Raw genomic sequence first — 15,599 nt, forward strand, 5'->3', positions numbered from 1 at the left:
CTGGAAGCTCGATATGAAACTGCTTTTCCAATATCCAACGATTGCGGAGCTTCGCCCATATATCGAAGAAGCGGATATTCTCACAGCTGATCAATCACCTGTCGAAGGGGAAGTCATTTTAACACCGATTCAGCGCTGGTTCTTTGAACGTAACTTTGATCACCAGCACCACTGGAATCTCTCAATGATGCTTCATGCGCCAAAAGGGTTTGACTTGGCTGTCACAGAACAAGTTCTACAAAGACTGCTCTCACATCATGATGCACTGCGCATGGTGTTCAGACAGGAGCGTGATGACATTCTGCAATACAATCAGCGGGAGCTGACAGAACCATTTTCAATTATTTCTTGTGATGTTTCAAAAGCGCAAGATGTGAAACAGGCGATTTCAACATACGCCAATGAGTATCAGCGTCAACTGAATCTTGAAAAAGGTCCGCTGATGAAAGTGATTTGTTTCCATACAGAAAACGGTGATCACTTACTCATCATCACACATCATCTTGTGATTGACGGCGTTTCTTGCCGGATTTTACTAGAAGACTTTATGTCTCTTTATCATCAGGCAGAAAAAGGAGAAACGATGGTTCTGCCGCCAAAAACGCACTCTTTCAAAGAATGGGCAGAAGCGGTTGAACGATACGCGCAGTCGCAGCTGCTAAAAAACCAGAAGGAGTATTGGGCAGTGATTGAAAATAGACCGTTTACGACTTTACCTGTTGACCATGAAGTAAAAGAAAGAAAAGTCGCGGATACGAAAGCGGTCAAAATGCAGCTGACAGAAGCAGAAACCGAGCATCTGTTAACGAATATCCATCTTCCGTACACAACAGAAATGAATGATATTCTTCTATGTGCGCTCGGGCTGGCCGTTCAGGAATGGACAGGTCAATCTCATGTACATGTACAGCTTGAAGGTCATGGAAGAGAGGACATTTTATCAGGATTAGATATATCCCGCACAGTTGGCTGGTTTACGAGCATGTATCCAGTCGTTCTTGAAGCGAAACCGAATCAGACCATTGCAGACGCTATCAAAGGAACGAAAGAGATGCTACGGCGTGTACCGAATAAAGGGATTGGTTACGGTATTTTAAGATACATGACACCATCCGAACCGTCAGTCAAACACGTGCAGCCTGAAATCAGCTTGAACTATCTTGGGCAGATTGATCAGGAAGTGACGACAGAACTCTTTGGGCCCTCAACCTATGATATGGGCCGTCAAGCAAGCCTTGAATCCGAAGCTGTTTATAAGCTGAACCTCAGCGGTCTTGTTCAGCACAATCAATTCATTCTGTCGTGCTCATATTGTGCAAGTGAATATGAAGAACAAACGATACAGCAGTTCATCGCATTGTTGAAGGAGAAAATCAGATCTATCATCACCCATTGCTTAGCGCATCAAGAGCGAGAATTTACGCCAAGTGACTTCTCGGCGGCAGACCTTGAAATGGATGAAATGGACGATATCTTTGACATGCTTGAGGAGAAATTGACCTAACACCACTAGATCAGTCATGAAAAAGGGAAAGGAGGAATGAAATAGATGAGTCAATTTAAAAGGGATCAAGTTCAAGATATGTACTATCTGTCACCGATGCAAGAAGGAATGCTGTTTCATACCCTCCATCATCAAGAAAAAGGTTTTTATGTAGAACAAATGGATATGAACGTGAAAGGCACACTTCGGTCTGATCTGCTTGAGAAAAGCATGAATATCATTGTGGAACGGTACGATATTTTTCGTACCGTGTTCCTCCACGAAAAAGTGAATCGTCCTGTCCAAGTTGTATTAAAGAATCGACCTTTCCAGCTTGATATTGTGGACATACAGGATCTTTCTGAAAGTGAACAGCTTGAACGTATCGATCGTTTTAAACAAAAGGATCAGCTGAGAGGATTTGATCTCTCGAAGGATCTGCTCATGCGGGCCACTGTTTTTCAAACGGGTCCTTCAAGCTATCGCTGGATATGGAGCTATCACCATATCCTTCTAGATGGCTGGTGTTTTGGTCTAGTTGTGCAGGAATTGTTTTCGATTTATCATGCACTTTTGCATGACGTCCCTTACAGGCTGGAGCCAGTCAAGCCATATAAAGAATATATTCAATGGCTGGAAAAACAAGATAAACAAGCCTCACTTGAATATTGGACGCAATCTTTGGCGGGCTTTGAGGGGCAATCGACTTTTAAAGAACAGCGAAAGCAAACAAATGAGCATGAATTAGGCGAAATCGAATGGGCTATGAGTAAAGAAGAAACAGCTGCTTTATCAGAGTTAGCCTTGCAGCAGAATGCCACGTTAAGTAGTGCGCTTCAATCGGTTTGGTCTATCTTACTCAGCAGGTATCAGCGCTCAAACGATGTGTTGTTTGGAACGGTTGTGTCAGGACGTCCGGCAGATTTGGCTGGTGTGGACCGAATGGTGGGATTGTTCATCAATGTCATTCCAAGACGAATTCAGTTGACAGACCAAATGACGTTCCGTTCTCTATTATCAGAGACGCAGCAGCAGTCTTTAGCGGCTGAACCGCACCAATATATCCCGATTTATGATATTCAGGCTAAAGCAGGTCAGCAGCAGCTCATTGATCATATTGTGGTGTTTGAGAATGTCCCTGCTGCAAAGAAAGACGAGCAGGAGTCACTGCTTGGCTTTACAGTAGAAGACATGAATGTCTATGAAAAATCGAACTATGATCTCAATTTACTTGCATCACCTGGGGAACAATTGCAGCTGAAGCTGGCCTTTAATCAGCGTGCATTTGATCCTGCATTTGTCCATAAATTAAAGGATCAGCTGACCCTTTTGATCAAAGGGACCATCAAACATCCAGATCAGTCAGTTCATACACTGACACTTGTGACAAAGCAGGAAAAGCAGCGAATGTTAGAGGAATGGAATGCACCTGAGCTGGAGCATGATCAGCTTTATTTGACAAAGTGGTTTGAACATAATGTTCGAAAACAGCCGAATGCAGTGGCATTATCAGCAGGTGATCACACGATGACATATGCGGAGCTGAACGAACAAGCCAATCGACTGGCAAGGCATTTGCAAAAAAATGGGGTCGAACATCAAACGGTGACCGCCATTTTAGCAGAGCGGACACCTGAACTCATTGTCAGCTTACTCGCTGTCTTAAAAGCAGGTGCCACCTATGTGCCAATTGATCCAGATTATCCAGAAAGCCGTATCCAATATATGCTGAAAGACAGCGGAGCGACGCATCTTCTGACTCATTCATCCTTTATCAGTCAGACGAGGTCACTCGCATTTGATGGCACGTATCTTTTTGCAGATGATCAAGAAATTTTACTGATGAGCTCAGAGAATCTGCCACTTGAAGCAGGTTTAGATGATACGGCATACATCATGTATACATCTGGAACAACCGGACAGCCAAAAGGCATCATGACGACCCATTCCAATATTGCCCGGGTGGTCAAAAATACGAATTATTTAACCATTTTAGAAACAGATACATTGCTGTCGTTATCAAATAGCGTATTTGATGGCTTTACATTTGATGTATATGGTGCGCTTTTAAACGGAGCAAAGCTTGTCCTGCCGCAAAAAGAAACCATTTTAGATATGGGGAAGCTCACTGAGCTGATAAAAGGAGAGCATATTTCTGTCATGTTTGTTCCAACCGCTTTATTCCATCTTCTCGTTGATGAAGGAACAGACTGGATGCGCGGTGTGCGTAAGGTGCTGTTTGGGGGAGAGAGGGCATCGGTTCAGCATGTGAGAAAAGCCTTTGATGTGATGGGGAAAGGCAGATTGTTGAATGTATACGGACCAACCGAATCAACGGTTTTTGCCACGTATTATCCGATAGATGAAGCGATCCCTTTAGAGTCACATTCTATTCCAATTGGGAAGCCGCTCAACCAGACGGGCGCTTATATATTGAGTGAGCACAGGCAGCTTCAGCCGATTGGTATGGTTGGCGAGCTTTGTCTGAGCGGCAAAGGACTGGCAAAAGGATATTTGAATCGTCCTGATCTGACAAAACAAGTGTTTATTCCTCATCCTTTCGCTTCGGGTGAGCGCCTGTATCGCACAGGGGATTTAGCTTACTTTCGAGAAGACGGTCTGATTGAGTATGCAGGCAGAGTGGATGATCAGGTGAAAATTCGAGGACACCGAATTGAACTGACAGAAATTGAAGCCAACCTTCTCATGCACCCAGGTGTAAAACAAGCTGTACTCCTAGCGGATCATGATGAAACCAATCATACAAGGCTGCTTGCCTATATCACGTGTGATGATGCATGGAAAGGCAAACTCGATGACATCAAATCAAGGCTGAAAGAGCGTCTTCCAGCTTATATGCTGCCTCATGAGCTGATTGAACTGGAGAACCTCCCACTTACGCCAAACGGGAAGGTTGATAAACGCCAGCTACCAAAACCAGAGGCACCGCAAGGAAACCGCCGTGTGAAACTGCCCGCAAATGAAGTGGAACAAAAGCTGCTTTTGATGTGGCGGGAAGTACTTGAACGAGAGAATATTAGCACAGATGACCATTTCTTTGAGCTTGGCGGACATTCTTTAAAAGCGATGTCTCTTTTGTCCAAAGTATCAAAAGAGTTTGAGGTTCAGGTGCCGATCCATTTGTTGTTTGAGACCCCGACGATTGAAGCGCTTAGTCATTATATTCAGCATCAGGACGGGGAAACCGCTGGCTATCTTGTATTCAATGAATCTCAAACATCAACAGTCTTTGCTCTTCCGCCGTTACCAGGCTACGGCTTTATCTATCAGGAAGCAGCAAAAACGCTTGATGATGTTCGGCTAGTCGCCTTTGATTTTATTGAAACGAATAACCGAATGGCGCAGTACGTTCAGCATATTCAGCACCTTCAGCCAAAAGGGCCGCTGACGTTGATGGGGTACTCAGGCGGATGTTACCTCGCCTTTGAGCTTGTTCAAGCGCTTGAACAAGTAGGACGGACAGTCGAGAAGGTCATCATGATCGATTCCTATAAGAAAATTGGAGAAAGTGATTTAGAAGGACGATCCATTGATGATGATATTGAAGCGATTGTTCATCAAACGAAACAAAGCGAACTTGCTCAAGGGGAGATCGTTCAAGAAGCGCTTGCCCAAAAGACGCGCGCCTACTATGAAACGTTTGTTAAGGGGGTGAATCAAGGCAAAATACAGGCAGATATTACGTTCATCCAATCTGAAGAACAAATAGCGATCCCGGACTGGATGGAAGAGTGGACACAGGCAACGGCCGGATCTTTTACCCAATACCAAGGCTATGGCCGGCATGCTGATATGTTCAAACATAAAGAATGTGCAGCTCAAAATGCAAAGCTGATCAAACATATTGTCAATCAAACAAATAGAGAACGAGTCTTGTAAACTTTAGATTAGGCAGGATGCAGTCTTGCAGTCCTGCCTAACAAAAAAGGAAAGGAACTCATATGAAACCATCAACCATTAACCAAACGAGTAGACATGAATCAATGGATGCGATTTTACAAGATGTAAAGACAACCATTTTACGAACCAACGAAATCGAACGCTTCGCTGTTTTTTCACTTGAAAAAACCATTCGACCGCGGCCGTATCACCTCTCTCATTTATTTCTCGACAAGCACATTGAGCAGGAGGCCGCAGCGGAAGCGATACAGACGCAAACGGCTGTACCTGCTTTGGCCGATATGCCGCCCGCTCTTTCCTATGGAGGGGATCTCGACGTCACACAAGGCGCACAGACCTTACAGGACGTCTTAACAGAGGCTGCAAAAACGACAAATGGGCTTACGTATATCGTGAATAGCAAGAACGAACTCACACAATCTTATGCGCAGTTACAAGGAGACGCCGAGAGGGTTCTGACTGGGTTGAGGGCACTGGGGCTTAAGGCAGGCGATCCTGTTTTCTTTCAATTCTCATCGAATCATGCCATGGTCACTGCCTTTTGGGCATGTGTATTAGGCGGATTTGTTCCAACGCTTGTGTCGGCTGCCCCAACCTATCGGGAGATGAATGCTGCAGTGAAGAAGCTTCATCATGCTTGGAAGCTGCTCGAGCATCCACTCATCCTAACAGATGACTCACTGATCGAGGAGGTGCAAGGGTTAGCCTTACTGTGGCATACAGACCAATTACGTGTCGCAGCAGTTGAGCCGATGCTGACATTAGAAAGAGATACAGCCGCTCACCCTGCCGCGCCGGATGATTCCGTCTTCTTTATCTTAACGTCTGGAAGTACAGGGATGCCAAAGTGTGTAGAGCATTCCCATAGAAGTGTGCTGGCGAACGTCAAAGGAACAGTGGCAGCGAATCAATTTACACAAGAGGATGTCTCGTTAGACTGGATGCCTTTAGATCATATTGGTGGCATCGTGATGTTCCACCTTGTCAATGTGTACACAGGCTGCGAGCAGATTCGGGCAAGAACAGATGACTTTATCGCTCAGCCGCTGCGGTGGCTTGACTGGATGGACCGCTACCGTGCAACGAAGACATGGGCACCTAACTTTGCATTTGCGATGATCAATGATTATGAGAAAGAGATTTCATCAGGGTCTTGGGATCTGTCGGCGATGACCTGCATGATCAATGGGGCAGAGGCGGTCGTTCCAAAAACCATCCACCGATTTCTACACCTGCTTGCTCCGCACGGCTTAAAGGGAGATGTGATTAGACCGGCTTTCGGCATGTCTGAAATCTCATCAGCGGTTGTGTTTTCCTTTGCGATTGAGCGTGGAGATGAAAACAGCGGGGTTCTGACCTTTGAAGAAACATCGCTGACAGAGCAGCTAAGACCAGCAGAAGCACGTGAGACAGGAACCGTCAGTTTTACAGAGCTAGGCAAACCGATTCCAGGTATCACGATACGCATCGTCAATCATCAGTATGAGCTTCTTCCGGAAGATCATATTGGCCGTGTGCAAATAAAAGGTCCAACCACCATGAAGGGCTATTACCGGAATGACGAAGCGAATCAAGAAGTATTTCAAGCGGATGGCTGGTTTCACACGGGTGATTTAGGTTTCCTGCACGAAGGAAGGCTGACACTAACCGGTAGAGAAAAAGACATGATTATCATCAACGGGAAAAACTATCACAACTATGAAATTGAAGCCATAGCAGAGGAAGTACCGGGAGTAGAAACGAGCTTTGTGGCTGCTTGTTCCGTCCGAATGGAGGCTTCTGCATCCGATGAACTGATTCTCTTTTTTACACCGAAGCTGTATGAGCCGGCTTATATTATGAGGGCAAGTCAGCACATTAAATCCCATATTGCAACAAAAATGGGCTTGTCTGCATCTCGCATCATTCCTGTCCAGAAGCATGCATTTCCCAAAACCAGCTCTGGAAAAATAGAAAGGGCACAGCTCAAGACAAGATGGCAAGAAGGCGAATTTGATGAAATGATCATGGAAATGGACATGAGACTTGAAAATGAACATACCTTGCCTGATTGGAGTTATCAAAAGAAGTGGATACCTGCTCCACTTGATGCAGCTGACAAGCAGATCATAGGGGACGTTGTGATCTTTGCAGATCCATTAGGACTGGCAGATCAATTGAAATCTTTTGCAAACAGTGAACAAACATACATTACGGTTGAACCGGGTCAAGCGTTCAAACAACTCACACACACTCACTTCATCATCCACCCGAATCGGCCGTCTGACTACGAACAACTCTTTGAGACGCTCCGTTCGTATGGCGTTTCGGTGAAACACATCATTCACCTTTGGAATTATACAAACCAAGAAGACAAGCTTTATGTGGCCAAGGCGAAACAAGCGCAGAAAACGGGCAGCATGAGTGCATTATTTTTAACAAAAGCCATTTCCGTCTATGAGGAGCAGGTGGCCATCACTTTTGTCTCAACCCATGCGATGAATGTGCCGGAGGATCACATCCACGATGTAGAAAAAGCAACGACAGCCGGACTGATGACAGCAGTTCAGCATGAATGGCCGTTTATCAAGGTGCAATGTCTTGATTTTTCTCTAGCAGAATCGGTATCTAGTCATTCCCATGCAATGGCGATGATGGCAGAACTCACACATGACCAAGACCGTCATGTCGCTGCTTATCGTCAAGGTGTTCGTTATATTCCCTTTTTAGCACCTCTTCATTTGGAAAAGGAACAGAAAAGGAAAGAGCCGCCATTTGAATCATCTGGGCTTTATGTCATAACAGGCGGGCTAGGCGGAATTGGACGTTTAGTCAGTGAACACCTACTGACATCTTATCAAGCCCATCTCGTGTTGCTTGGAAGGAAAGAGAGAGAGGCACTTTCTAGTGACCAGCAAGAGACATTGTCTTTGCTAGAAAAAAAGGCAAAAGTGCATGGCGGCAAGGTTCTGTATGAGAAAGCAGACATCACGGCTGAAAAAGAGGTGGAAGCGATCATCTCTAGACATGAGGTCGCTGGAAATCAAAGGCTGGATGGCATCATTCATTTCGCAGGTATCATTCAAGAAGAACTACTTGCTGATATGACATCTGTGTCTCTGAATGACATGTACGAAGCGAAGGTATATGGAACGATTGCGCTTCATGAAGCTGCCTCCAAACGCAGGAATGTTTTATTTCTTTCCAGCTCGTCAGCCCGAACGCTAAAGGGCGGTATGACTGTCGGCGCCTATTGCGCTGCCAATGAGTTCGTGGAACAATTTGCTCATTATCAGAAGCTGACATCTACAGTGAAGCCATATTGCTTTAGTTTCAGCATGTGGGACGAGATTGGCATGAGTGAAGGCTCCATGATAAAAGGCATGTTAAAAGAAAGAGGTTATCTTCCAATTTCAAAGCAGGCAGGCTTCCAAACGATGCTCGCATGTCTGATGACAGATGCTCCGCTCATTTATGCGGGATTGGATCGATCGAAGAAAGAGATTCACGAGATGGTCCATGCGGATGCGGAGATGCAAACAGAGCAGACCTTTTACGTCTTTTTCAAAACTGATCAAACAAAGGCGGTGGAAGAGCGGCTGTATCAATCGATTCATACATGTTTACAGTCCCGTCTATCTGGTGAATATGCCGTACATTTGTTTCCTGAGGAATATTGGAAAGAAACAGAAGATGGATCGCCAGACGAGGCATATTTTCATGAATTAATAGAGGAAAGCGGAATGGATTCAGACAACAGAGCACCTCACACAGAAACGGAGAAACTGCTCGCACACATTTGGTCAGAGCTGCTCGGTGTCTCAGATGTCAACTGCGGCGATCATTTCTTTTTACTAGGAGGTCATTCGCTGAAGGCGACGCAAATGCTGTCTGCGGTTAGACAAAAAACAGGGTTTGACGTGCCGCTTGCTGTGTTGTTTGAACATACGAGACTCGGAGAATTAGCAGACTGGATCGATTCAAATGCCAAAGCAGATGAAGTGATTCCGATGAGAAAAATGGAGAAGGGTCAGGAAATTCCGATGTCTTATGCCCAGCAAAGACAGTGGTTCCTCTATCAATTAGAGCCGGATCTGCCATTTTACAATAATACAATTTCGTTTCGGATGAATGGGCCTTTAGATATCAAGGTGCTTCAGGAAAGTCTGCATCATATGGTGAAAAGACATGAATCGCTCAGAACGTCCTTTACGATGAGCGGGGATGAACCGGTACAGGTCATTCATGAACAGATGGCCCTGCCAGAGCTTGAGGTGATGGACCTTTCAGGCATAGCGTCACAGGAAGAGAAAGAACAAAAAGCGACTGAATGGGCGAAAGAAGAGGCATCCACACCTTTTCAATTAGAACACGAAGCGCTCTTTCGAGTGAAGCTGATTCGACTTTCATCCGCAGAGCATATCTTGCTTATGTCCATTCACCACATCGTGTCAGATGGCTGGTCGATTGGCATTGTTGCAAGAGAATTATCTGAGTGGTATACAGCGGCGATCGAAGGACGGGAGCCTCACTTGCCGGCATTGCCTATTCAATATGCGGATTACGCACTGTGGCAGAAGGAGTATTTGACAGGAGAGCCATTGCATAAGCAGCTTGCCTATTGGAAGGAGCAATTTGCGGCACCTGTTGAAGATTTGGTATTGCCGTATGATCATCCGCGGCCGGCCGTTCAATCCTACAAAGGGAAGACGAAAACATATCAGCTGTCGAAGTCACTGTCTAAAAAGATTGCGGCGCTATCCAAGAAAACAGACAGCACACTGTATATGACCTTGCTCTCGGCTTTCTCTACGCTTTTACATCGATTGTCTTCACAGGATGAGTTTGTCATTGGCTCGGTCATTGCTGGGAGAAATCGAACGGAAATGGAGCATTTAATCGGATTTTTCGTGAATACATTGGCGCTTCGGATCGACCATAGCGGGAATCCAGCCTTTACGGAATTATTAGAGCGAGTGAAGGAGACAACTGTCGGTGCTTATGCACATCAGGATGTGCCGTTTGAGATGGTGGTCGATGAATTGAATATTGTGCGTGATGCCAGTAAGCAGCCGCTGTTTCAGGTCATGTTTGTTCTGCAAAACTTACCGCTGGAAGCATCTCCAATGGGGGAGGCGACGTCGGTTTTAGCCATTGAAGATAATGATACAGCGAAATTTGATCTCTCCCTGTTTGTGTTTGAAGGAGCTGAAGGTCTTCAGTTAAAACTTGAGTATCAAGCAGATTTATTTTCTGATGACACGATGGAGCGATTCCTCGCATACTACGAGCACCTGCTTGAAAGCATTTGTGAAAATCCAGCGCAGCCGATCAGACAAGTGAATTTCCTGCCAGAGAAAGAAAAGCATCAATTGCTCTATGAATGGAGCGGAAAGACTGATCAACCAAAAGGTCCGCTACTCATGACGGAACGATTTGAAGCGCAAGTGAAAAAGACACCTCATGCAGTGGCGCTCGAGTTCCAGGGAGATGAGTGGACGTACCAAGAGTTACATGAGAAAGTCGATCGTCTAGCAGCCTATTTGCAGCAGCGAGGCGTGACGCCGCATGAACCAGTTGGACTGCTCATCGACAGATCGCCTGAAATGATTCTTGGGGTGCTGGCCATTGTGAAAGCAGGCGGGGCTTATGTGCCAATTGATCCTGAATATCCAGATGCCCGCATTGATTATATGCTGAGAGATACAGGGATTCAGCTTTTACTGACAAAAAATGAATGGCTGAAAAAAGTATCCATCCATCAAACGGAACTCATTTGTCTTGATCAAGGGTATGAAGAATTTTTACCAGAAGCAGAGGTCATGCCCGCTGCACTAAGACCTGATGGACTTGCTTATATCAATTACACATCGGGGTCAACTGGACAGCCAAAAGGAGTACTGATCCCGCATCAAGCGGTCGTCCGGCTTGTGTGTGAAACAGACTATGTCACCCTTAATGAACAAACGCGCATTTTACAAATCGCCAGCTTCTCTTTTGATGCTTTTACGTATGAAATATGGGGTGCCCTTTTAAACGGGGGAAGGCTCATACTGACGGATCGAAATACCATTTTATCAATGGATACATTAGCGGAAGCACTAAAAACTCATCAGATTACAACAGGGTTCTTGACTGTTCCGCTGTTCAACCGTTTAACAGAAGAACATCCAGAAGCTTTATCTGGACTTCATGCATTATTGGTCGGCGGAGATGCCTTATCAGCCGCTCATATCCGAAAAGCACTGCCGTATTTGCCTGAAGGGCTTTTAAATGGTTATGGACCAACAGAGAATACAACATTCTCCTGTGTACATCACATTCGGGCACTGGAAGAAGATCAGGCGACGGTCCCGATTGGACAGCCTATTGCTTATTCACAAGCTTATGTATTAGATGACCAAATGCAGCCAGTTCCGCAAGGCGTCATCGGCGAAATTTATGTTGGCGGCACAGGGCTAGCACTTGGTTACCTTGGAGATGAAGAAAAAACAGCATCATCATTTATCCCGCATCCTTTCCAAGAAGGAGCGCGTTTATATAAAACAGGCGATATGGGCCGCTGGCTGTCAAATGGCATCATTGACTGTCTTGGAAGAATCGATCATCAAGTGAAAATTCGTGGACACCGCGTGGAATGCGGAGAAATTGAAGCCGCTATGCTGACATTTGATGACATCAAAGAATGTGCCGTTATCCCGCATCAGCACGAGAGTGGTCATAAGCGATTGATCGGTTATGTTGTCCAAAAAGGCGGCATGACCACGCAAGACATTCGCCATAACTTAAAAGACATTCTGCCAGATTATATGGTACCAAGCCTATTAATAGAGCTGGATGAATTACCGCTCACGCCAAATGGCAAGGTAGACCAAAAGCGTCTTCCGCCGCCAGAGTGGAGACAAGAAGAAGTAGAAACAGCCATTGACAAAGCAGCTACTGAGGAAGAACGTGTGTTAGAAAAAGTGTGGTCTCAGCTGCTTGGCGCTCCTTCTATTGGCGTCCATGATAACTACTTTGAGCTTGGCGGAGATTCCATTATTGTCATACAAATGGTGGCACGCTTAGCACAGGAAGGCTACGTCATCCAGCCGAGAGATGTATTTGAAAAACAGACCATCTCACAACTCGCACAAGCGATGAGAAAGGCAGAGGTCTCTACGGTCTATGATCAATCACCTGTGACAGGAGAGGTTCGTCTTCTCCCGATTCAATCATGGTTCTTTGAGCAATCGATGACCAATCAAGATTATTGGAATCTATCGGCGCATATTGAAATGAAGCGATCTGTTCCACATGAACAGTTAACACAGGTTCTTTCAAAACTGGTCGATCATCACGATATGCTGAGAGCTATATATACAAAAGAGGCAGATGGCACATGGATTCAAACCATTCGTGAGCCTGGTGTCACACCTTGTGTCACATTCTTTGATGTGACAGATGTGTCTCAAGAGGAAGCACGGGAACAAATCCGCTTGGAGACAAGTGCCTGTCAAGGAACATTGTCATTAGAGCGCGGAGAAGTGATCAAAGCGATTCTTTTCCATACAGGTGAAGACACGTCTGAGCTCTTTATTGCTGCACACCATCTCGTCATGGATGGCATATCATGGCGCATGATACAAGAAGATGTACTAAATGGATTGAAACAGCTTGCTACGGGGCAGGACATCATATTTGCGAAAAAAACCGCCTCCTATAAGCAGTGGGCAGATGCCTTATATGAATATGCACAAACAGATCAATTACAAGCGCAGGCCTCTTTTTGGCAAAAAATCAAGGATCAAGAGGAAGAAGGTTCTCCTTTCCAACTGCCTGCGCTTTCTAATATAGAAGAACATGCAGAGATCCTGTCGGTTCAGCTCACAAAGGAACAAACAGATAGGTTACTTAGACAGGCCTCACAAGCATACCGAACAGAGATTAACGATTTACTGTTATCAGGACTCACGCAAGCCATTGGAAAGCCAATGCTCATCACGTTAGAAGGGCATGGACGCGAGGATTTATTTGAACAGATGGATTTGTCACGGACAGTCGGCTGGTTTACAAGCTCTTATCCTATTTTTATTCCTTTTATTCAAACCGATGTTGCAAGACAAATCAAAGACGTCAAAGAAACCTTACGTGCTGTGCCGCAAAAGGGAATCGGCTACGGTTTGCTTCAATATATGACAGAATCTCGTTTACTCAAAACGGTAACGCCGCAGATGAGCTTTAATTACCTTGGTCAGTTAGATCAGGCAGATGGCGAAGCCAAGCTTTATATAGCAGACGAACGAAATGGACATGTTCACGATCCGAAAGCAGAAAGACAGCATTTGATCGATGTGTATGGATATGTGACAGATGGTCAGTTGCAGATGAATTTTATGATCAATCGAGAACTGCTGCAAGATCAAGAGGTGCGGTTGTTACCTGAGCGTTTTAAAGAAAAAATGGAGATCATCTTGACGCATTGTGTTGAAACGAGCGGCGGCTTTACACCATCTGATTTTCCGATGGTTCAGCTCACGCAAAAGCAAATAGATGAACTTCCAGACAATGTAGTCGATGTGTATCCGCTGTCTCCAATGCAGCAAGGAATGCTGTTTCATGAACTGCTAGATCAAGCCTCACAAGCTTATTTTGGTCAGGTGCATATGACGCTCCAAGGCTTAACAAACGGCGATGCCTATGAACAAGCTTGGAATCTTCTTGTAGAACGTCATTCCATTTTGAGAACAAAATTCGCTTGGGAAGGGCTGAAGGAGCCTGTTCAGTTCATTCAATCAGAAGGAAGCATCCACCTCACTCAGCACGATGTGCGCCACCTGAGTGACGAGGAGCAAGAAGAGACAATCGAACACTTTTTAGTATCTGATCGTTCAAAGGATTTCAATTTAGACCATATAGATGAACCGCTGATTCGGATTGCTTTATTCCGTTGTGATGAGGAAAGATGCACGTTTGTCTTTAGTTTTCATCACATTTTAATCGATGGATGGAGTTTGTTCAGCTTTATTCAGGAATCCTTTGCGCTGTATCGCTCTCTTGTGGACGAACGAGAGATCAGTCTTTCTACAGTCCGTCCATATAAAGATTTTATCGAATGGCTGCAAAAGCAGGATCAAGAGAAGGCGCAAGAGTTCTGGCAGCGTTATATGTCAGGCGTAGAGGAAGCGACACCGCTTCCAGGAGACGGCGAAGAACATGCTTTAGACCAAGAAGCAAGCATGGCGCAGTCCAGCATCAAATTGACGCCAGAGATGCAGCAGAAGCTGGAGAAGATGACAGGCAAGCAGAAGGTCACGTTGAGCACACTGATTCAATCAGCGTGGGGACTGCTCTTGCACCTTCATTCAGGCGCAGAGGATGTCATATTTGGGGTGACCGTATCTGGCCGGCCAGCCGACTTACCAGAAGTGGAAAGCATGACAGGGCTCTTTATTAACACATTGCCGCTTCGTCTTTCGATCCATTCGGACTGGACGATTGCGCGATTGCTCGCCCATACACAGGAAACCGTTTTTCAGATGAGAGAATACGAGTATACCGTACTGCCAGATATTCAGCAGATGACGGAAATTCCAAATGGAGAGGCATTGTTTCACAGCATTGTCGTGTTTGAAAACTATCCGATTGAATCCATTGAGCCGTATGGCGTACGCATTTTAGACATCGCCAGTCATGAAGAAACAAATTATGACTTAACCCTTGTCGCAGTGCCGGGAGATACACTGGAGCTTCGGATCACATACAACTTACATCAATATACAGAAAAGCAAATACAAACGCTGATGCAGCAGCTGATTCACACACTTGAAGCCATGACAGAACAAGTGGATACGCCGCTATCTTCCTTCACAATTGTGACAAATGAGGAAAAAGAGCGGATGATCAGTGATTGGGCGAAAAACGCACATGTCAGCGTGCTATACCCAGACCAAGAAGAAGTCTATGCAGGCGTACATGATCCTGCCTATGAAACGGAAATATATGTCCTGAATGAAGAACATCAGCTCATGCCGGTTGGATTTCCTGGAGATATTTTTATCGGCGCAAAAGAGATCAAAGCACTTTTTGGAGAGCTAGCCGATTGGATGGAGGCGCATAAAATTCCGCATCCATTCAAACATCAAACAGGCGAATACCTTTATCCGACAGGGGATGTCGGCGTTTGGACAGAAGAAAGCAAGATTCAGATTTTGGATTGGATGTAGGAGGAGAAGAA

Annotated in this window: 3 protein-coding genes; all 3 read left to right on the forward strand. The window is 45.3% G+C overall.

Features of this window, described 5'->3' with window-relative positions; all coding sequences use genetic code 11:
• Positions 1-1,504, forward strand: a 1,504-nt coding sequence (locus tag ACTJJD_RS13850; RefSeq protein ID WP_440608549.1) for a condensation domain-containing protein, incomplete at its 5' end; no start/stop codon positions are given.
• Positions 1,505-1,549: 45 nt separating this feature from the next.
• The gene (locus ACTJJD_RS13855) at positions 1,550-5,383 is read left to right on the forward strand and encodes a non-ribosomal peptide synthetase (RefSeq protein ID WP_440608550.1); all 3,834 of its coding nucleotides are present in this window, start codon (positions 1,550-1,552) and stop codon (positions 5,381-5,383) included.
• Positions 5,384-5,445: 62 nt separating this feature from the next.
• Positions 5,446-15,588: an amino acid adenylation domain-containing protein gene (locus ACTJJD_RS13860; RefSeq protein WP_440608551.1), complete on the forward strand. Its 10,143-nt coding sequence runs from the start codon at positions 5,446-5,448 to the stop codon at positions 15,586-15,588.
• Positions 15,589-15,599: the final 11 nt, after the last annotated feature.

The sequence above is a fragment of the Bacillus sp. 22446 genome (assembly GCF_052044955.1).
GTDB classification, from domain to species: Bacteria; Bacillota; Bacilli; order Bacillales; family Bacillaceae; genus Bacillus; species Bacillus altitudinis.